Raw genomic sequence first — 19,351 nt, 5'->3', positions numbered from 1 at the left:
TCCAGACAAAAGGATTTGCATCATGAATTTGATTCAAGACACCGTCCTGCGCGTCATCGCAACGATCACCGGTTCGCCGCTCACGCTGGAGATGGATTCGTCCCTCTCCGAGATGCGCGTCAACTCCATCAAAATCATTCAGATTATTGCCATGCTTGAAAATGAACTCAACTTCGAACTCAATGAAGAAGACCTGGTCATGAGCAACTTTTCCACGCCCCGGCAAACAATCAAGTTACTCAGTGAAAAATATGGCTCAGTAGTATTGGCATGACCTGTCGAATCGCCTACATCTGCGGAAAACAGGGCCTGCCGATCATCCCCTTTCTACGAGATTTCACAGGGCCGGACAACCTGATGGTTTTTGCATCACCGTCGGCATTCCACGAATGGGAAGGTGACCACGACTCTATAACGCCCGTTGAATCCGCTGACACACTGAAAGCGGACATGAAACATTTCAACCCGGACATCATTTTAGTCATGACCTATCTGTCCAGGCTGGATGTATCGCTGTCTGAATCCAGTCAATACGGCATGGTCAATATTCATCCGTCACTGTTACCAAAATACCGCGGCGGCGCGCCGATATTCTATGCGCTGAAAAATGGCGAAGAACACATCGGTGTGACCTTTCACTTTGTCACCGAGGCGTTTGACCAAGGCGACATCATTCATCAGACGCCCATAAAGGTCACACCGCAAGATTGTGCCAGTTCAGTCTGGTTGAAGGTGATGAAGAAAATTGTTGCCGCGCTTCCAGGCGTTATTGAGAACCGCAGTCAGTGGGCCTCAATGGCGATGAAGCAGAACGATGGTTTTGCCACTTCCATCGGATTTCCGTCTCCGGAAGAGCGAAGTTTGAGCAATCTCAAATGCGCTGAAGAAAACCTCAGCATTATCAGAGCGTGTGGACGTGCGACCGGGGCGCCGCTATCCATCAACGGCCGAACCATCTTCGTCACAGACGCCAGTATGACGCGGCTTGATGGCAAACCCGATGAATTGGTAATGGCCTTCGTGAGTGCAGACAACCACCTCGTGCTCAAGGTGCTGGATGGCTGGATACAAGTCGATGCAGCCAGGTACGACAACAAAGCCATATCCTCGTGGGGATTTATTATGGAAGTGAAAGACGATGGCGCTTGATCAGAACACATTGAATAGCGAAGGCGAGCCATTTAACTACGATGAACAGTATGACAGGCGTTTTCTGGATTGCTGGCGCAGGCAAGCAGTGGTGTTCCTGAAAAAAAACGCTGCCAACGTCGACCTGCTTTTTTATAACTCGCTAGCGTCAACAGATCAGATCTTTCGGGACCACATTCTGGATCATAAGCCCAAGTGGGCGTTTCAGACGTCTATCCTGGATAACCAGGGACTGGCCTTGACAGGCTGGGAACAAAATTCGAAGACGTACGACACATTCGACCTGGCGCAGAACGACATACACGAGCATCTCGCAAAAGTGCCCTTTGTCATCGTCATGGGCAGTGTCTTCTATTTACCCCACTGCCCTGAATACAAGACCGAGCACCTCAACCACTCCATCGTGCTGACCGGGCGAGATGCGTCTTTAGCCTGGCGCATCACCGACGATGACGATACCTCTGTCCTGAGAACCTATCGCTACGATCAGAGTTACATCGACCGGTATTTCGATAACAACGGCACGCGCCTGGTCCGGTATTTCAACCCGATCACGACAAACAATGATGAAAGCGGACGAACCGCCGCGATACGACACTGTGCCGCTTACCTGGCCTCACTCGAAGACAGCTACAAAATGCTGACCGAGATCGAGTGGATTGCGAATAACCCGTACGAATCCGTGGCGATCCGGGCGAAAAAAATACACGAAGCCTTTTCTATCTATTCCGGGTCGAGAAGCCTGTTTTCATCCTTCGCTCAACGCGTCCTTGATGATCAGGCCGCCGCTGCGCAATTCCGGGAAATCGCCGACGAGGCAATGATCGTCAAATATGCGATGGCCAAAGCTGAAATTACCAATCACATCAATGTCGGTTCCATAACCAGGAGATGCGAAAAACTGGTCGTTCTAGAGCGCCGCGCCCTCTCCTTATCAAGAAAAAATCTGGGATGCTCCTGAAATGGCTTTAGACATTGAGCTGGAAACAACCGAATCAACTTATACAAAACTGCTTGGACAACCACCCTTCAGGCGATTTTTCCTTAGCCAGGTCATGGTCAGCATCGGTGATGGTTTCTTCGGAGTAATGGTCACCTTCCTGGCACTGGCGATGGGTGCGTCCGTCGGTACATTGGGAATCGTCGCTTTCTGCGTAACTTTCCCCCGAGGCATACTGGGCATTCTGGGAGGCGCAGTTGCAGACCATTACGATCGCAAAAAACTGATGGTCTTTTGTGATTGGGTTCGTGGTTCAGGCGTGCTCATTCTCGCGCTGCTTTTGCACATGAATGCTTTAAGTATTTTCTGGCTTACATTCATCGGCGCAATCGTGACAAGCACTTATGCGGTATCCAAACCGGCAAGCAAAGCTTTCGTCCCAAGCCTTGTCCGGAAAAAGGAACTGACACTCGCCAATGGCCTTGTGCAGAGCGTGCTCTGGCCGTGCTTTTTTCTGGGCGCTGGTCTCGTGGGCGGGCTGAGCGCACTGAATATGACGCCGGCTAACTCGCTGATTATCTGTGCCCTGCTCTTCTTCTGCTCGCAAACGTTGCTGACGGGCATAAAGGCGCAAACACCACACACCATCGCTCGCACCGCCTTTCAATTGTTGCAACAGCTGCACACCGGCTGGATAGAGTTGCTGTCGCACCGGGCGCTGATGGTAAGAATCACTGGCTACTTTTTTTACACCGTCGCGTGGCGCGGCACCCTGCAGATAGCCCTCCCGCTCTATGCAGTCAGCACACTTGAGCAACCCGCTACGTTTTACAGCAGCCTGATGGTGGCCTGCGGAATAGGCGAACTTGTCAGTTCGCTGGTGATCGGCAAACTGCGCATCGCCAATAATCTGAAACTGGCATTCTGCGGAGAAATCATTCTCGCCCTTGCGCTCCTGGTGCTCGTGGCGAGTGCTTTTACAGGCCTGCCAGCGATGCCACTCGCGTTTATCGCCAGCGTGTTGATCGGGCTATCGGCCACTGTTATCGACATACCGTTGATCACCGCCATTCAAACGCAAATAGATGACGACAAATCCGGCAAGATATTCAGCTACTGGAGCGCACTCGGCGCGTTGGGCGGCAGCATTGGCATTCTGATCATAAGCGGCCTCATCAGTGTTCTCGGACTGGATATCTCTATTGCTGTAATCGCGGCGGGGCTGGTCATTGCAGCGGTTGTTGCTTATGGACTCGCCTACAGGGGAGGCACTCGGTGAGTGTCGTCCAGCCCCCTCGCCGATGAATCCGCTAGTCGTCGCGGCCCGCACATCAACGCAGCCATTGCCGCCCCATCTGCAATCACTCTTGTCGGACGAGGAAGCAATTCGCGCCAGTGGCATGACCGACATGACAGGCAGAACGGATTTCATTCTGGGAAGAGCGCTTCTTCGCAGTGTGGTCGCGAGCATGCTCGACACGGAGCCGCGCCACTTGCCCATTCGTATCGAGAAAAACGGCAGACCCTGCCTGGAGGGGAACGACCTGGCATTCAGTCTGAGCCACGCTGGCGGGTACGTCTGCGTGGCAGTCTCCAGGAACGGCAGAGTTGGCGTTGACATAGAAGGTGTGGGCGCTCTGGAAAATAGCGATGTCTTGAACCAGTACCTTCGCAGAACATTCGTCAACAACGCTCACCCATGCGCAGCTACGGATTACGCCATCGCAGGCAAGTGGTGCATGGCCGAAGCCTATGCCAAATGTTCAGGAAAGGACGTGCTCAGCGCCCTGCGCTCAAAAGAATTACAGGCCTTGATGCAGCAATCGCAAAGATCAGACTGGTTTATCGGTTTGGAGCACTCGATATGCCTCACTTCCATCGCCAATGGCCGGGTACCGCTCGCACTTTGCGTGCAAGGGCATCCGACACCGATGAGCCTGATCGAGGTCGACATGTTCGATGTTTCATTCCTGACGGCGATACGTAGAACGTGCAGTAAACACTCATCACCGTCCGCTCGACCGTAAAACCGGCATCCAAAAAAAACCGCCCCTCTTTCGAAGGGCGGTTTTTTTAGTCAATAACCGAATCTCAAGGCGCGTACGTCAGCAACAACTCCGTTGGCACTTTGAAATCCAGCGACATCATCACGCTCAACGCGGTAATGGTGAAGATCGAGAACACGAACAGCTTGCGTGCCCAGACCGTGTCATCCACTGCCTTGTAACCGGTCCAGGCCATGTACAACCAGTACATGCCCATGGCGGCGGCGACGGCAAGGTAGCTCATGCCGGCGTAGCCGCTGAAGGTCAGCATCAAGGTCGCCACGAGGAAGGCCAGGATGTAGAGCAGAATGTGCCGTTTCGCCACTTTGATGCCGCGCTTCACGGGCAACACCGGAATGGAAGCGGCCCGGTAATCGTTGAAGCGGAAAATCGCGATGGCGTAGGAATGCGGCATCTGCCACAGGCTGAACATCACCAGCAGCGTCAGCGCAGCCACGTCGAACGAGTTACTGACGGCGACATAACCGATCACCGGCGGCATCGCGCCCGACAGACTGCCCACCAGCGTGCCGTGAACCGACTTGCGCTTGAGGTAAAGGCTGTAGAAACCGACGTAGATGACGAAACCGATCACCGCGAACAAAGCGGCCAACGGGTTGGCCACTGTGTACAACAGCACGACACCGGCAACGCCGAGGACGGTCGCATAGATCAGCGCCAGTTTCAGGGAGATCAGGCCCTGCACCAGCACACGATTCTTGGTGCGTTCCATCTTCACGTCGATGTCGCGGTCGATGCAGTTGTTGAACACACAACCGGAAGCGACGACCAGGGACGTGCCGATCATGGCAGCCAGGAAAATGGCCAGATCGACATGCCCTTTGGAGGCCAGGAAAAATCCGCCTGCCACTGAAAGCACGTTACCGAAAATGATCCCCGGTTTGGTGATTTGGATAAAGTGCTTAAAGGACATGCGGAGTTTCCTCAGTGCGCCATCATGTTGGTGTGGATGCTGAACATGATCCACAGCGACAGGCCAACCAACAGGACGATCACGATCGCGGCGAACACAAACGCAATCACGTTGTTTCGTTGCGCGGCCGAGCGGTCCAGGTGGAGGAAGTACACCAGGTGCACCAGCACCTGGATCACTGCGAAGATCAGTATGATCCACAGGGTCATGGCTTTCGGCAGGGTCGGGTACATCACCAGGCCGAACGGAATGACGGTCAGGATCACCGACAGAATGAAACCGATAGCGTAGGACTTGACGCTGCCGTGGCCGGCGTCGTGGCTATCGTGGGAATGAGCGTTAGCCATTTACATAGTCCCCATCAGATAAACAACGGTGAATACGCAGATCCACACCACGTCCAGGAAGTGCCAGAACAGGCTCAGGCAGCTCAGACGGGTCTTGTTGGTCGCCGTCAGGCCGTTTTTCTGCACCTGATACATCATGATCGCCATCCAGATCAGACCGCTGGTCACGTGCAGACCGTGGGTGCCGACCAGGGTGAAGAACCCGGACAGGAAGCCGCTGCGGCTAGGGCCATAGCCTTCGGAAATCAACAGGTGGAACTCGTTGATTTCCATGGCGATGAAGCCGGCGCCGAGCAGGAAAGTCATGCCCAGCCAGCCCAATACCTGGCTCTTCTTGCCTTTGAACAACGCCAGCATGGCGAAGCCGTAGGTGATCGAGCTGAACAGCAGCAGAGCGGTTTCGCCCAGTACGTATGGCAGCTCGAAGATGTCGGCGCCCGACGGGCCGCCCGCTACGTTGTTAACCAGTACCGCGTACACCGCGAAGATCGACGCAAACAGAATGCAGTCGGTCATCAGGTAGAGCCAGAAACCGAATACGGTCATCTCGCCCGAGTCGTGGTGATGGTCATCGTGCCCATGTCCATCGACATGGGTGTGTCCAGCATTGGTCACTAAGTTCGACATGGTTTAAGCCTGTTCCAACGAGGTTTCAACACGGGTGGCGTTGGCAGGAATCTTCCCGGCCGCTACCAGACGTTTGTGCTGCTCGGCTTCGATGCGCTCGATGACATCCACCGGCACCATGTAGCCCTGATCGTCACGGGCGGCATGGATGGTGAAGTACACCACGGTACCAACCAGACTCACGATCGCCAGCCACCAGATGTGCCAGATCATCGCGAAACCGAACACCGTCAACAGAGCGCCCATGACCACACCGGTCGCGGTGTTGTTTGGCATGTGGATCGGCTCGTACCTGGCCGGAGCCTGGTACGCGGTGCCGTTTTCCTTGGCTTCGGTGAACGGATCGATGGTTTCTGCTTTTGGCAGTACCGCGAAGTTGTAGAACGGTGGTGGCGACGAGGTCGACCATTCCAGCGTATGGGCATTCCACGGGTCACCGTGTTCGCACATGTTTTCCGGTTTGTTGCGGTCACGCACGCTGACGTACAGCTGAATCAGCTGGCAGGCGATGCCGACAGCGATCATCACCGCACCGAACATGGCGACGTACAGGTACGGCACCCACTCAGGGTTGGTGGTGGCGTTCAGACGACGGGTCATGCCCATGAAGCCCAGTACATAGAGCGGCATGAATGCGACGAAGAAGCCGGTGATCCAGAACCAGAACGCTGCCTTGCCCCAACCTTCGTGCAGCTTGAAGCCGAACGCTTTCGGGAAGTAGAAGGCGAAGCCTGCAATGTAGCCGAATACCGCGCCACCGATGATCACGTTGTGGAAGTGAGCGATCACGAACAGGCTGTTGTGCAGAACGAAGTCAGCACCCGGGATGGCCAGCAGTACGCCGGTCATGCCGCCGATGGCGAAGGTGACCATGAAGCCCAGGGTCCACATCACCTGACTGGTGAAGCGCAGACGGCCCTGGTAAATGGTAAACAGCCAGTTGAATAGCTTCACCCCCGTCGGGATCGAAATCAGCATCGTCGCCAGACCGAAGAAGGCGTTGACGCTGGCACCCGAACCCATGGTGAAGAAGTGGTGCAACCAGACCATGAAGCCCAGGATCGAGATCGCACCCGATGCGTAGACCATCGAGTGGTGACCGAACAGACGCTTGCCCGTGAAGGTCGAGATGACTTCGGAGAAGATCCCGAATGCCGGCAGAATCAGGATGTATACCTCGGGGTGACCCCAGGCCCAAAACAGGTTGACGTACATCATTGGATTGCCACCAAGTTCATTGGTGAAAATGTGGAAATCCATGTAACGGTCAAGTGTCAGCAAAGCGAGGGTAGCGGTCAGGATCGGGAACGAAGCCACGATCAGGACGTTCGCCCAGGTGCAGGTCCAGGTGAAGATCGGCATGTCCATCAGCTTCATGCCCGGGGTACGCATTTTCACCACGGTGGCCAGGAAGTTGACCCCCGTCAGCGTCGTACCCAACCCGGATAACTGCAGCGCCCAGATGTAGTAATCCATCCCCACGCCCGGACTGTATTGCAGGCCCGACAGCGGCGGATAAGCAACCCAACCGGTCTTGGCGAATTCGCCGACGCCCAGCGACAGGTTGATCAACACAACGCCCGACACCAGCAGCCAGAAGCTCAGGGAGTTCAGGAACGGGTAGGCAACGTCACGCGCGCCGATCTGCAGCGGCACTGCAAGGTTCATCAGGCCGGTGAAGAAAGGCATCGCCATGAAGATGATCATGATCACACCGTGAGCGGTGAAGATCTGGTCATAGTGTTCAGGCGGCAGGTAGCCAGGCGAACCCTCGGTGGCCATGGCCAGTTGGGTACGCATCATGATGGCGTCGGCAAAACCGCGCAGCAGCATGACCATGGCGACGATGATGTACATCACGCCGATTTTCTTGTGGTCGACCGACGTCAGCCACTCGGTCCACAAGTAGGTCCACTTCTTGAAGTAGGTGATTGCAGCGAACAGCGCCACGCCACCGAGCGCGATCATGGCGATGGTAACCATCACGATCGGTTCGTGAAACGGGACCGCTTCCCAACTTAATTTACCAAACATCGTTTACTCCTCTGCCCCGGCAGCTGAATGCGAACTCATGTCCATCCCTTCCATGTTGTGCGCCACTTCTTTCTCTTTCTTCTCGTGGTGCACCGGCTTGCCCGGTTTCATGCCTTCGTACTTGTCGACGATGATCTGAAACAGGCCCGGCGTGACCGAGGAGTAGAGCTCGACTGGGTTGTTCTGGCTTGGCTTGGTAAGGGCTTCGTATTCAGCTTTTTCCAGCTGTTTAGGTGCCTTTTTGACTTCGCTTACCCAGGCGTCAAAATTCTCCTGGGAAGTTGAGATCGCTTTGAATTTCATGCCGGTAAAACCTGCGCCGCTGTAGTTGGCGGAGATGCCTTCCATCTCGGCGTCACGGTTGGCAATCAGGTGCAACTTGGTCTGCATGCCGGCCATCGCGTAGATCTGGCCGCCCAGACCCGGGATGAAGAACGAGTTCATCACGGAGTCCGAAGTCACTTTGAAGTTAACTGGCGTATTGGTCGGGAACACGATCTTGTTGACCGTGGCGATGCCTTGTTCCGGATAGATGAACACCCACTTCCAGTCCAGCGAGACCACTTCGATGGTGATCGGCTTGACGTCGGACTCCAGCGGACGGTACGGGTCCAGTTCGTGGGTCGACACGTAGGTGACGTAACCCAGTGCAATGATGATCAGCACTGGAACGGCCCACACCGCGATTTCAATCTTGGTGGAGTGCGACCATTTCGGCGTGTACACGGCTTTAGTGTTGGTCGCGCGGTATTTCCAGGCGAACAGGAAGGTCATGACAATGACCGGGACCACAACCAACAGCATCAGCAACGTTGCGGTGATGATCAGGTTTCGCTGCTCCAGGCCAACCTGGCCCGTAGGATTGAGCAAGGTCATGTTGCAGCCTCCCAGCAACAGCATGCTGAGCAGCGGCAATAAGCCTAGTAGTCTGGGGTACCTGTTTTTACTCATCTCACGACCTCTAAAGCAGCTTGCGCAATGCAGTTGGGTTTTGATCGCCAACACTTCACCCTGCCAAGGGTTGGCATTTCTCTTGATTGAATAAGGGCTGCCCGTCGCGCGTCAGACGCTGTTCGACAAATCCTGGGTCAGCAGTGAGTTCTTATTCGAATTCGTGGTCAAAGGCCTGATTACAGACCAATTCCATTTGGTGCGGATAAAGGGAAGGCACCGACACTGGGAATCGCACGAAGCGTTGAAGCTTCTCGATGCCCTGTTTATTGCTCAAGGATGAGCAGCGCCGGGAATTCAGTGCGGGCGATTGTAGATAGGTAGCGTTGCAGAAACCATGTCCCATCCCGAAATAATTTGTATCCATTCCAGCAACAATTATCCGCATCTGTTGCAAAAGCACGTCATGTTATCGAAATTGATTCTCAATAAAAACACCAGATTCAGTAGGTGTATCGCGCGCGATTCAGACAGCTTCGAAGGCTCTCATGCCATCCCTGACTGCGCCGAAGCCCTTGCTGGACAAGGGCTACGGCAATTTTCCAGAGGTTGTTAAAAGTGCCTGTTTTGGATTGTTACGGTTGCAATCGCGCGCGCTGCAAACGGCTCAATTTTATTGCTCCGTCGTGGAAAATCCTGGCGTTCGTCGCACTTGGCGAGCGCGTCGCTGTGACAACATGTCGCACACCCGCTACACCCTCGATTGCCATGCATCACGAACTTTTTACCTGCGCTCTGAAACGCCAAACGCCCCGGTGCTCTCTATGGAGGCCGGGGCGTTTTTTTTCACCTGACGTGCCGAAGCGGCGAGTAACCTCAGCGCAGCGCTTTGCGGTTTCGCGAAGTGAGTAACGGCACCAGCACCACGACCAGTACGAAGGCGACCAAGGCCCACTGGGCCAGCGACAGCCCGAGGACAGGCGGGTACGGCGTGGAGCAGAAGCCATCGACCTGGAAACCGAGCGGGAAGACTTTCGCCAGCGGCAGACCGTCGACAATCGGTTGCAACACGTCCACGCCGCAACTCACCGCCGGGTAGAACTGCGTATAAACGTGATGGCCAGCAACCGCAGCGCCGGCGATGGCGCAAATCACCACCAGGGTTTCCAGCACGGTGATGCTGCGACGCGTGCGCATGGCGGCCCCGACGAAGGCGAAAATTGCGATCAACAGCAGCGCATAACGTTGCAGGATGCACAGTGGGCACGGCGCTTCGCCCAGCACCACTTGCATGTACAGGGCGCCGCCGATCAGCCCCAGGCAGATGATCCCCAACAGCACCAGATAGCGCCGTTCACGGCCCAACCGCATCGTTTCCTCGCTCATTGCGTTTCCCTTCCGAATTCGATTGCCCGCAAGTCTACACGCTGGCCCGAAGCTTGGAGAGCCCGAGACGCATGGAATGGATGACGGGGAATAAACGCCAGGGCGGTTAAGAAGGGATTAAATTTGGGCTATTTCCTGAGATTTGCATGATCACACGATCGAATCGCCAGCAGGCTGGCTCCCACAGTTGAGCGCGTTCCAAGGCGGGACCTGGCGGGGGCTGGTCCACAGTTAAAAGGATTCGCGAGAGGGAGCCAGCCTGTTGATGCATTGCTGAGCGAGGGGTAGCCCGCAGGCTCCCACTCTGGAATGAAGTGCGCCCCAAAACCTGGACACCGGTTGGCTAAGCTATCGCGAACTGCGCCCTGTACGCTACAGGGCTCAGTCCGCCCAGTTTCATCTTGATTCGATCATGGTTGTAGTAACGGATGTATTCATCCAGCCCGGCTTGCAACTGGGCCACGCTGTCGAAGCGCTCGCGGTAGAAATATTCAGACTTCAATGTGCCAAAAAAGCTCTCCATCGTCGCGTTGTCCAGGCAGTTTCCCTTGCGCGACATGCTTTGTTCCAGGCCCGCTTTTTCCAGGCGTTCCCGGTAATCCGGGTAGCGGTAGTGCCAGCCTTGATCGGAGTGCAGCAGGGGCTTGGCAGTCTCAGGTAGCCGCTCCAGAGCCTTCTCCAGCATGTCACCCACCAAGGTATAGCGAGGCCGGGTGGCGGTCTGATAAGCGACAATTTCGCCGTTGTAGAGATCCAGCACCGGAGACAAGTACAACTTTTCACCCGCCACTTTGAACTCGGTGACATCCGTGACCCATTTCTGATTCGGCTGCCCGGCCTCGAAATCGCGAGCCAGCGTGTTGGGCGAGGCTTCGCCCATCAGCCCGCGGTATGAGCGGTATTTCTTCGGGCGCACCGTGCACTTGAGACCCAATTCGTCCATCAGCCTTCGCACCGTTTTACTGTTAACCATCTGGCCGATGTTACGTAGCGCAGCAGTCATCCGACGATAGCCATAACGCCCCTTATGAGTGGCCTGGATGCTCTGGATAGCGGCTTTCAGTGAGGCGAACCGATCTCCACTCGCCATTGCCTTGGCTTGATAGTAGTAAGTGCTGCGTGGCAGGTCGGCGGCTTCAAGCAGCTCATCGAGCGCAAAATGCTCTCGCAACTCAGTAACTAGCGTGGTTTTTTGCCGACGGCTTTCGCCTGCTCCTGCCTTTTCTTCTCCTCCCTGAACTCTTTGAGCTTTTTTAGCCAGGCATTCTCCACCTGGAGCTTGCGAAGCTTGATCAGCAACTCTGCGTGCGAAAGGTCATCATCACTTGGCGATGTCGGGTCAGGAATCTTGTCAGGTGGCAGGGTCATGGCGGTGTTCAATCCTTTCCCTGCAGACAGGGCTTCGAAGCCGCCACTGTAATACCGCTGCTGCCATCTGCCCACCTGGCTTGAGTTGCCAAGATTGAAAAGGGCCGCGACGCGACGTAAAGACAGCTTGTCTCGCCACATGCGCTGTAGAACGCCGAGTTTGAACTCAGGGCTGTAGACCCTGCTGCGAACCTTCAGGCTGGCATCACCATGCAACCGGTAGGCCTCCACCCAGCGGCGAAGCAAGGTAGGGTCCATCTGGAATTGGGCAGCTATGAAGCGAAAACCTCTGCCTCGCTCGAGAAAAGCGGTGATAGCAGACAACTTGAATTGCGATGTGTACTGACTCATGAAAACACCCCAGAGATTGGATTGGATGTCCAACTTCTGGGGCGCACTTCAGAATGCACTTACCTGTGGGAGCCAGCCTGCTGGCGATGCGATGGCTCAGTCGCCGTAGATATCCGACTTGAAATACTTCTGGGAAATTTTCTGATACTCACCACTGGCACGAATACCGTCGATAGCCGTATTCAGCTTGCTGACCAGTTCGGTATTGCCTTTGCGCACCGCGACCCCCGCGCCCTCGCCCACGTATTTCGGGTCCTTGAGCTCCGGCCCGACGAAGGCATAACCCTTGCCGCGCGGCATGGTCAGGAAGTCATTCAACGGGATGGTGTCAGCAAAAATCGCATCCAGACGCCCGGCCGCCAGGTCCATGTAGATCTCTTCGTTATTGCTGTAGCGCTTGACGGTAACGCCCTTGGGCTCGAACACCTCGGTAGCGAACCGGTCAGTGGTGGTCGCACGCTGCACGCCAACGGATTTGCCTTTGAGGCTGGCGTACTGATCATCGACGGTTGCGCCCTCCTTCATGACCAGACGGGACGAAGTGAAGTAGTACTTGTTCGAGAAATCGACCGACTTCTTGCGGTCCTCGTTGATGGTCATGGACGACAACGCCATGTCGATCTTCTTGACCTTCAGCGACGGGATCAGGCCGTCAAACTCGCCCTCAACCCACACGCACTCGACTTTCATCTGCGCGCACAACGCATTTCCGATTTCGTAGTCGAAGCCGACGATCTCACCCTTGTCGGTTTTCGAAGCGAACGGCGGATACGCCGCTTCGATACCGATGCGCAGCGGTTTCTCGGCAGCGAACAGGCTGGAGCATGCCAACAGGCTGAAGGCCAGACCGGTGATGAGGGGGATTTTCTTCATGTTCGTTCTCTCGCGGTTTGTTGTTGGTTTGGCAAGATGGAAGAAGAGCTGAAGCGGGGGACGATCTTTTTTGTACTTATAATTCCATACTGGACTTTTGCGTACTGGCCGTCAATTGGGGGATTGGCCAGTTTGTCGGGAGGATTGAGCGGTGGATGTGAAGGCCTCATCGCGAGCAGGCTCACTCCTACAGGGGATCTGCGTGAACACAGATCCGGTGTTCAATGAAGAACCCTGTAGGAGTGAGCCTGCTCGCGATGGCATTTCTCAGTGCAGAGCACACCTACTTCCAGCGATCGGCCGCCGCATGATCACTGTCGCGACCTTCCACCCAACGCGGTCCGTCGCTGGTGTTTTCCTTCTTCCAGAACGGCGCACGGGTTTTCAGGTAGTCCATCACAAACGCGCAGGCATCGAATGCGGCCTGGCGATGAGCACTGGCAGCGCCGACGAAGACGATCGGCTCGCCCGGTTCCAGCGGGCCAATGCGATGCAGCACTTGCAGCTTGAGCAGCGGCCAGCGCTGCTCGGCCTCTGCGACAATCTTGCCCAAGGCCTTTTCGGTCATGCCCGGGTAGTGTTCCAGGAACATCCCGGCAACATCGAGCCCGTCATTGAAATCGCGCACATAGCCGACAAAACTCACTACCGCTCCGACGCCGACATTGGCGGCATGCATGGCGTTGACTTCAGCACCCGGATCGAACGCCGTGGACTGCACGCGGATGGCCATGGCTCAGCCCCCGGTCACGGTCGGGAAAAACGCCACTTCGTCGCCATCGCTGACCGGCTCGTCCAATTGGCAAAGGTCTTCGTTGCGGGCGCACATCAGGTTTTGCTCGGTCAGCACCACGGCGCCATCACGCCGGAACAGCAACTCACGCACGTCATCGACGGTGGCAAAATCGCCCGAGACTTCCAGCGAATCGACGCCCATCGCTTCACGATAACGGGCAAAAAATTTCACGGTAATGTTCATGGCTGATCCGCCTGGAAGTGCCCGCTCTTGCCGCCGAGTTTTTCCAACAGGCGTACGCTTTCAATGGTCATGCCACGGTCCACGGCCTTGCACATGTCATAAATCGTCAGCGCCGCGACACTGGCGGCGGTCAGCGCTTCCATCTCGACGCCGGTCTGCCCGGACAGCTTGCAGCGCGCAACGATGCGCACGGTGTCGTCGCCTTCAGCGCTCAGCTCGACCTTGACGCCGGTGAGCATCAGCGGATGGCACAACGGAATCAGATCGCTGGTTTTCTTCGCCGCCTGAATGCCGGCGATGCGCGCCACTGCGAACACATCGCCCTTGGGATGACCGCCGCTGACGATCATCTGCAACGTTTCAGGAAGCATGCGCACCAGCGCTTGGGCCGTCGCCTCACGGAAGGTCACGGCTTTATCGGTGACGTCGACCATGTTGGCGCGACCTTGGGAATCGAGATGAGTCAGCACAGGGCCTCCTTGAGGCAGCTATAAGCGGCAAGCTACAAGCGGCAACTGGAAAGCGCGGTCCGGCTGTAGTTTTATGAAAAGCATTTAAGCAGCCGAAAGCCGCAAGCTTCAAGCGCTAAGTGAAGTTCACTCGGTTCGCTTGAAACTTGCGGCTTGCCGCTTGCAGCTTGTCGCTGCTTCTAGAGGTGCGACTCTGCGTATTCGGCCAGAATCGAGCGAGGCACCCCTTGCAGCGTAATGTGCACGCCGTTCGGGAAATCCTTGAAGCGCTCCGTCAGGTAGGTCAGCCCGGAACTGGTCGCGGACAGGTAAGGCGTGTCGATCTGCGCCAGGTTGCCCAGGCATACCACTTTGGAGCCCGCACCGGCACGGGTGATGATGGTTTTCATCTGGTGCGGCGTGAGGTTCTGGCATTCGTCGATCAGGATCAGGCTCTGCTGGAAGCTGCGGCCCCTGATGTAATTGAGGGATTTGAACTGCAACGGCACTTTGCTGAGGATGTAATCGACGCTGCCATGGGTGTTTTCGTCATCCATGTGCAAGGCTTCGAGGTTGTCGGTGATGGCGCCCAGCCAAGGCTCCATTTTCTCTGCTTCGGTACCGGGCAGGAAACCGATTTCCTGGTCCAGGCCCTGCACGCTGCGCGTCGCGATGATGCGGCGATAGCGTTTGCTGACCATGGTCTGCTCGATGGCAGCGGCCAGGGCCAGAATGGTTTTACCGGAACCGGCCGCACCGGTCAGGTTAACCAGGTGAATGTCCGGGTCGAGCAGCGCGTACAACGCCAGGCTCTGATAGATGTCGCGCGGTTTCAGGCCCCAGGCTTCCTGATGCAACAGGGGTTCCTGATGCAGGTCGAGAATCAGCAGCTTGTCTTCTTCGATTTCCTTGATCCAGCCAACGAAACCCTGCTCGTCGATGATGAACTCGTTGATGTGCACCGCTGGCAGGTTGTCGATCAATTGCACCTGGTGCCAGGTGCGGCCGTGGTCCTGACGGGTGTCGACATTTTTCACGCGGTCCCAGAAGGAGCCGTCCATGTTGTGATAACCATTGGGCAGCAGCGAAACGTCGTCGACCAGCTGGTCGGTGCTGTAGTCCTCGGCCGCAATTCCGCAGGCGCGGGCCTTGAGGCGCATGTTGATGTCTTTGGTGACCAGCACCACGGGCAGATCAGGCTCGCGCGCATGCAGGTCGATCAACTGGTTGATGATGATGTTGTCGTTCAGGTGTTCGGGCAGGATGATGTTGGGTTCGGCCCGTTTGCTCATCAAAATTGACAGCAAACCCTTGGGCCCGCCTTTGCCGCGCTGGATCGGCACGCCGAGCTCGACATCTTCCGGGCTGGCGTTGCCCAGGGTCTTGTCGATCAGGCGAATCGCCTGACGGCATTCCGCCGCCACGCTGTGATGCCCGCTCTTGAGCTTGTCCAGCTCTTCAAGCACGGTCATCGGGATCGCGACGTGGTGTTCTTCGAAATTGAGCAGGGCGTTTGGATCGTGAATCAATACATTGGTATCGAGTACATACAGGATTGGCTGGTTGGAGGAAGAACTACGTCCGTGATCATCCATACTCGGTCACCTTTGTGGGAGCCATTGGACGCAATACCTGAGCGGTGCTGCGCCTCGAATTGACTGCCGAATTCACCCTGCACTACCTGAAAAAAGCGCAGAGCGGTGAACTGCACACAAGGGGTCTTGGAAGACGCCACCTGTGTTGCAGGTTTCGGCGGTCTGTCTTCGTAATACTCCAAAACGTGTGACAGGAAAAAGCACTTTGACGCTTTTTTGAAGTTTATTTTTCAGAGTGACCAATAACACTTGGCGGAAGGCCATCACCCCGTTAAAGTCGGAAGTCCGCCTGCATCGAATTGTTCTTCAAGTCCACCTCCGACCCAATGTTTGCGGGCTTTGACGCACTCAGCGAAACGCCTCCTGACAATCCTCCCAGCCGATCCCGCTGTGCGCCGTTTGCGTCATCAGCCAAGGCAGCGCCGTTTTCACACCCTCCTGCTTTGCATTGAAATTGATCACCCCGTGGCGCCATAGCAGCATCAGGGTCAGGACGCGTTGCGCACTCTGTTCGGCCTTGAGCTTGCCGGCGCCGTCCTGGGCATCGATGTCCCATAACGCGACCTGCAAACCCTGAGCGTTAAAGAAGCCTTCGGCGTCCGCACGGCGCTGGCCATCGGGCGGACGGAACAGCGGCACGAAGTTTTCTGGCAATTTGCTTTTGACCAGCTCGACGCTACGCCTCACTGAATCCTGCCAGTCCTGCCAGTGGCTGTGGGAGCGAAACTCCCAGCCTTGAACACCGATGCATTGCGCCGAATAGAGCGCTTGCAAAGCGGCCACCGAACCTTGCCCCAGACGCGTTTGAATGTCTTTGCCGAGGACGAAAAAGGTCCCGTTCACGTTGGCCTTGCGCAGGTAATCCGCAACCCACGCGGAGTTGTCCGGTACGACATTGGCGGCGCTGTCGAAGGACAGTAGAAACAGGCGGTCATGCATTGCATCGCCGTTGCGCTCATAGTCGCCAAAACGATCGATTTCACTGCTGGTCTGCGGGAACAGCGCGGCCTTGCGCAATTGCTCGTCCAAATACAGGACGTGGAACACACGACTCGGCTCGGCCCATTTTATGTAATAGCTGTCGTCGCTGATCTGAAACTTGGCGGCCTGCTGGCGCAGGGTGTCCATGTCCTCGACCAGAAAACAAAATGAGGCATCCTGATCGCAGCTTTTCTGCGCGAAGGTGTAGTTACTCAGCAGACGTTGCCACATTCGTTGGCGAACACGGTTGATCGAGTCGATATTCACCGTGCGCAGGTTCAGGCGCTGGGCCAGGCTGGATTCATCCAGAGATTCGGTGGCCAGCAGAATGCGCGCGAACATGAGAATTTCAGCCCGCGACGCAACGTCGAACAGCGTCGGGTTACCGAGCTGCTCTGGCCAGGTGCTGCGATCAAGCGTCGCCACATCGCCCGGCGCCGCCAGGGCACCGAAACTCAACAGCCACGCCGAAAATAAAAGAACGATACGCAATGGGATGTCTCCATAACAAAACCCGCGCGGCACTATAGCCGATCCCGGCTTACTGAACCCCTGTAGTGGGGGGCCTGCTGTGGCAAGGGAGCTTGCTGTGCTGAGGGGGCTTGCTGTGCTGAGGGGCCTGCTGTGGCGAGGGGGCCTGCTGTGCTGAGGGGCCTGCTGTGGCGAGGGGGCTTGCCCCCGCTGGGTTGCGAAGCAGCCCAAAACCGGCAGCCCAAGCTTTGCGACCGCTTCGCGCTCGAACGGGGGCAAGCCCCCTCGCCACAGCAAGCCCCCTCGCCACAGCAAGCTCCCTTGCCACTGCAAGCCCCCTCGCCACAGGGTTCGCTTTTACCGGTAGATCGGGAGCCACCGATCACCTATGGACTTGATAGCTGGAGTCGACAGGCTCTACCCCCTAGAATCGCCCCCACGTTCAAAGGAGACGACTTCATGCTGATGGTGATTTCCCCCGCCAAGACCCTCGATTACGAAACACCGCCGGCGACCCAGCGTTTTACTCAGCCACAATACCTTGACCACTCCCAAGAGCTGATCCAGCAATTGCGCGAACTGAGTCCAGCGCAGATCAGCGAGCTGATGCACGTCTCCGACAAAATCGGCGGCCTCAATGCCGCACGTTTCGGTAGCTGGACACCCGCCTTCACCCCGGAAAATGCCAAGCAGGCGTTGCTCGCTTTCAAAGGCGATGTCTATACCGGGCTAAACGCGCAAACCTTCAGCGAAGCCGACTTCGACTACGCCCAGCAACACTTGCGCATGCTTTCAGGCCTCTATGGTCTGTTGCGCCCACTCGACCTGATGCAACCCTATCGCCTGGAGATGGGCACCAAATTCGCCAATGCCCGCGGCAAGGACCTGTACGCTTTCTGGGGAACGCGGATCAGCGAATGGCTGAACGAAGCCTTGGCCGATCAAGGCGACGACGTGCTGCTCAACCTGGCGTCCAACGAGTACTTCTCGGCTGTCAAACGCAGCGCTCTGAACGCACGGATTATCAATACCGAGTTCAAGGACCAGAAGAACGGCCAGTACAAGATCATCAGTTTTTACGCGAAAAAGGCTCGCGGCATGATGAGCCGCTTTGTCATTGAAGAACGTATTAATGATCCCGCGGCACTCAAGCAGTTCGATGTTCAGGGCTACCGCTACAGTGTCGAACAGTCCACACCGGACAATTTGGTATTCCTGCGCAATCACGCACCGGAGTAGCGCATCCTGTCGGCGCACGAAACTCAAACTAAGTAGTGCGCCTTCGTTAAACTGCTTAACAACTTCCGCCACTGTTCGCCAAGCTCTTGGCGCCAATTAAACAGCAACTACTTATCTAACTTTTGTTTCACCCGACATCTTTCGAATTTTTTTGTGGTGGCACAGAAAATATTTTTCGATAGTGGCACAAAACTATCTCACGCCTCTAAACCCCTGTTTACAAAGGCTGCGAGGAAGGTGTTAGCATTCTGAGACCATCACGATCTGTCGCAATATTTCAAAAAATTTCGAATTTCGCGATGGGCGGCCAGGAACTATGTCTACACTCGCAGCTCATACCACCGGTACCGATTATCTCTGAACATGTACGAGATGACTTACGCAGGGCTGAAGTCTACATAGCCAAGTTGTCACAATAACTTTGGCTAAATGAGCCCTGACTCGGACACCGTCGGCTGAACGGGAGGTTTGCACCATTGCCACCCCCTGAACTACCGAGGCAACATTTTGACAACGTGCTCGGACGAGCACCTAACCGTTTGATTTTCGGGCGATGTGCCTGACGTTGAGCGAGCAGGTTTTTTGCACGAAGGACCTCGGGCCAGAGGATCCAGCTGCATAACAGGGCAAGTCATAACAATAAGGCCTAGTTGCGCACATCTTGAGTGCATTTTATTTGGACGCTCGGAACT

20 protein-coding genes are annotated in these 19,351 nt (G+C 56.0%); 7 read left to right on the top strand and 13 right to left on the bottom strand.

Annotated features, from left to right (window positions below):
* The first annotated feature begins 22 nt into the window (after positions 1-22).
* The 5 genes from ACYZT1_RS05360 to ACYZT1_RS05340 are packed head-to-tail and all read left to right on the top strand — an operon-like array spanning position 23 to position 4,116.
* Positions 23-274, top strand: coding sequence for an acyl carrier protein (locus tag ACYZT1_RS05360; protein ID WP_462018005.1), 252 nt, complete (start codon positions 23-25; stop codon positions 272-274).
* Positions 271-1,149 (top strand): formyltransferase family protein, encoded by an 879-nt coding sequence (locus tag ACYZT1_RS05355; RefSeq protein ID WP_462018004.1) that lies wholly within the window; start codon positions 271-273, stop codon positions 1,147-1,149. The genes ACYZT1_RS05360 and ACYZT1_RS05355 overlap by 4 nt, the downstream gene beginning before the upstream one ends.
* Entirely contained in the window at positions 1,139-2,110 is a 972-nt protein-coding gene (locus tag ACYZT1_RS05350; RefSeq protein WP_462018003.1) for a hypothetical protein, read from the top strand. Before ACYZT1_RS05355 ends, ACYZT1_RS05350 begins: the two co-directional genes overlap by 11 nt.
* 1 nt (position 2,111) lies before the next feature.
* Positions 2,112-3,368, top strand: coding sequence for an MFS transporter (locus tag ACYZT1_RS05345; protein ID WP_462018002.1), 1,257 nt, complete (start codon positions 2,112-2,114; stop codon positions 3,366-3,368).
* 22 nt (positions 3,369-3,390) lie between these two features.
* A complete protein-coding gene (locus tag ACYZT1_RS05340; RefSeq protein ID WP_462018001.1) occupies positions 3,391-4,116 on the top strand; it encodes a 4'-phosphopantetheinyl transferase family protein in 726 nt (241 codons plus the stop codon).
* 64 nt (positions 4,117-4,180) lie between these two features.
* Here the strand turns inward: ACYZT1_RS05340 and cyoE are convergent, their stop codons facing one another.
* The 5 genes from cyoE to cyoA are packed head-to-tail and all read right to left on the bottom strand — an operon-like array spanning position 4,181 to position 9,027.
* Entirely contained in the window at positions 4,181-5,068 is an 888-nt protein-coding gene (gene cyoE / locus ACYZT1_RS05335; protein ID WP_462018000.1) for a heme o synthase, read from the bottom strand.
* Positions 5,069-5,079: 11 nt separating this feature from the next.
* Positions 5,080-5,415 carry a cytochrome o ubiquinol oxidase subunit IV gene (gene cyoD, locus ACYZT1_RS05330; RefSeq protein ID WP_462017999.1) on the bottom strand — a complete coding sequence of 112 codons (336 nt, stop codon included), beginning with the start codon at positions 5,413-5,415 and terminating at the stop codon, positions 5,080-5,082.
* Positions 5,416-6,042 (bottom strand): cytochrome o ubiquinol oxidase subunit III, encoded by a 627-nt coding sequence (locus tag ACYZT1_RS05325; protein WP_150580426.1) that lies wholly within the window; start codon positions 6,040-6,042, stop codon positions 5,416-5,418.
* 3 nt (positions 6,043-6,045) lie between these two features.
* The gene (gene cyoB, locus ACYZT1_RS05320; RefSeq protein WP_462017998.1) at positions 6,046-8,076 is read right to left on the bottom strand and encodes a cytochrome o ubiquinol oxidase subunit I; all 2,031 of its coding nucleotides are present in this window, start codon (positions 8,074-8,076) and stop codon (positions 6,046-6,048) included.
* Between the two features lie 3 nt (positions 8,077-8,079).
* Positions 8,080-9,027 carry a ubiquinol oxidase subunit II gene (gene cyoA, locus ACYZT1_RS05315; protein ID WP_462017997.1) on the bottom strand — a complete coding sequence of 316 codons (948 nt, stop codon included), beginning with the start codon at positions 9,025-9,027 and terminating at the stop codon, positions 8,080-8,082.
* 488 nt (positions 9,028-9,515) lie between these two features.
* Here cyoA and ACYZT1_RS05310 point away from each other — a divergent pair, with 488 nt between their 5' ends.
* The gene (locus ACYZT1_RS05310) at positions 9,516-9,821 is read left to right on the top strand and encodes a hypothetical protein (RefSeq protein WP_462017996.1); all 306 of its coding nucleotides are present in this window, start codon (positions 9,516-9,518) and stop codon (positions 9,819-9,821) included.
* A gap of 22 nt (positions 9,822-9,843) precedes the next feature.
* Here the strand turns inward: ACYZT1_RS05310 and ACYZT1_RS05305 are convergent, their stop codons facing one another.
* From ACYZT1_RS05305 to ACYZT1_RS05270, 8 genes are all read right to left on the bottom strand, one after another.
* On the bottom strand, positions 9,844-10,353 hold the full coding sequence (locus ACYZT1_RS05305) for a disulfide bond formation protein B (protein ID WP_462017995.1): 510 nt from the start codon (positions 10,351-10,353) through the stop codon (positions 9,844-9,846).
* Positions 10,354-10,696: 343 nt separating this feature from the next.
* Positions 10,697-12,072 (bottom strand): IS3 family transposase gene (locus ACYZT1_RS05300; RefSeq protein WP_462017490.1). Its coding sequence is split into 2 segments (ribosomal slippage): positions 10,697-11,599 and positions 11,602-12,072, totalling 1,374 coding nucleotides; the frame shifts between segments, so codons are not numbered across the junction.
* Between the two features lie 96 nt (positions 12,073-12,168).
* Entirely contained in the window at positions 12,169-12,945 is a 777-nt protein-coding gene (locus ACYZT1_RS05295; protein WP_462017994.1) for an ABC transporter substrate-binding protein, read from the bottom strand.
* 283 nt (positions 12,946-13,228) lie between these two features.
* Positions 13,229-13,678, bottom strand: a complete 450-nt coding sequence (gene moaE, locus ACYZT1_RS05290; RefSeq protein ID WP_462017993.1) for a molybdopterin synthase catalytic subunit MoaE — start codon at positions 13,676-13,678, stop codon at positions 13,229-13,231.
* 3 nt (positions 13,679-13,681) lie between these two features.
* Positions 13,682-13,924, bottom strand: a complete 243-nt coding sequence (moaD, locus tag ACYZT1_RS05285) for a molybdopterin converting factor subunit 1 (RefSeq protein WP_462017992.1) — start codon at positions 13,922-13,924, stop codon at positions 13,682-13,684.
* Positions 13,921-14,394, bottom strand: coding sequence for a cyclic pyranopterin monophosphate synthase MoaC (gene moaC, locus ACYZT1_RS05280; RefSeq protein ID WP_253436675.1), 474 nt, complete (start codon positions 14,392-14,394; stop codon positions 13,921-13,923). Before moaC ends, moaD begins: the two co-directional genes overlap by 4 nt.
* 179 nt (positions 14,395-14,573) lie before the next feature.
* On the bottom strand, positions 14,574-15,968 hold the full coding sequence (locus tag ACYZT1_RS05275; protein WP_462017991.1) for a PhoH family protein: 1,395 nt from the start codon (positions 15,966-15,968) through the stop codon (positions 14,574-14,576).
* 348 nt (positions 15,969-16,316) lie between these two features.
* The gene (locus ACYZT1_RS05270) at positions 16,317-17,441 is read right to left on the bottom strand and encodes a polysaccharide deacetylase family protein (protein WP_462017990.1); all 1,125 of its coding nucleotides are present in this window, start codon (positions 17,439-17,441) and stop codon (positions 16,317-16,319) included.
* Between the two features lie 438 nt (positions 17,442-17,879).
* On the opposite strand from ACYZT1_RS05270, the gene yaaA reads away from it, so the two are divergent.
* Positions 17,880-18,659, top strand: coding sequence for a peroxide stress protein YaaA (gene yaaA, locus ACYZT1_RS05265; protein ID WP_462017989.1), 780 nt, complete (start codon positions 17,880-17,882; stop codon positions 18,657-18,659).
* Positions 18,660-19,351 lie beyond the last annotated feature (692 nt).

It is taken from the genome of Pseudomonas sp. PB3P13 (genome assembly GCF_054897735.1).
This window is presented reverse-complemented; position numbering and strand designations above follow the sequence as displayed.

Bases quoted from the DNA above. Each gene is read 5' to 3' on its own strand.
- ACYZT1_RS05310 (WP_462017996.1), top strand. From the start codon at position 9,516: ATGCCATCCCTGACTGCGCCGAAGCCCTTGCTGGACAAGGGCTACGGC.
- cyoE (WP_462018000.1), bottom strand. From the start codon at position 5,068: ATGTCCTTTAAGCACTTTATCCAAATCACCAAACCGGGGATCATTTTC.
- ACYZT1_RS05355 (WP_462018004.1), top strand. From the start codon at position 271: ATGACCTGTCGAATCGCCTACATCTGCGGAAAACAGGGCCTGCCGATC.
- ACYZT1_RS05295 (WP_462017994.1), bottom strand. From the start codon at position 12,945: ATGAAGAAAATCCCCCTCATCACCGGTCTGGCCTTCAGCCTGTTGGCA.
- cyoA (WP_462017997.1), bottom strand. From the start codon at position 9,027: ATGAGTAAAAACAGGTACCCCAGACTACTAGGCTTATTGCCGCTGCTC.
- ACYZT1_RS05345 (WP_462018002.1), top strand. From the start codon at position 2,112: ATGGCTTTAGACATTGAGCTGGAAACAACCGAATCAACTTATACAAAA.
- ACYZT1_RS05350 (WP_462018003.1), top strand. From the start codon at position 1,139: ATGGCGCTTGATCAGAACACATTGAATAGCGAAGGCGAGCCATTTAAC.
- moaE (WP_462017993.1), bottom strand. From the start codon at position 13,678: ATGGCCATCCGCGTGCAGTCCACGGCGTTCGATCCGGGTGCTGAAGTC.
- ACYZT1_RS05275 (WP_462017991.1), bottom strand. From the start codon at position 15,968: ATGGATGATCACGGACGTAGTTCTTCCTCCAACCAGCCAATCCTGTAT.
- cyoD (WP_462017999.1), bottom strand. From the start codon at position 5,415: ATGGCTAACGCTCATTCCCACGATAGCCACGACGCCGGCCACGGCAGC.
- yaaA (WP_462017989.1), top strand. From the start codon at position 17,880: ATGCTGATGGTGATTTCCCCCGCCAAGACCCTCGATTACGAAACACCG.
- cyoB (WP_462017998.1), bottom strand. From the start codon at position 8,076: ATGTTTGGTAAATTAAGTTGGGAAGCGGTCCCGTTTCACGAACCGATC.
- ACYZT1_RS05305 (WP_462017995.1), bottom strand. From the start codon at position 10,353: ATGAGCGAGGAAACGATGCGGTTGGGCCGTGAACGGCGCTATCTGGTG.
- moaD (WP_462017992.1), bottom strand. From the start codon at position 13,924: ATGAACATTACCGTGAAATTTTTTGCCCGTTATCGTGAAGCGATGGGC.
- ACYZT1_RS05325 (WP_150580426.1), bottom strand. From the start codon at position 6,042: ATGTCGAACTTAGTGACCAATGCTGGACACACCCATGTCGATGGACAT.
- ACYZT1_RS05360 (WP_462018005.1), top strand. From the start codon at position 23: ATGAATTTGATTCAAGACACCGTCCTGCGCGTCATCGCAACGATCACC.
- ACYZT1_RS05340 (WP_462018001.1), top strand. From the start codon at position 3,391: ATGAATCCGCTAGTCGTCGCGGCCCGCACATCAACGCAGCCATTGCCG.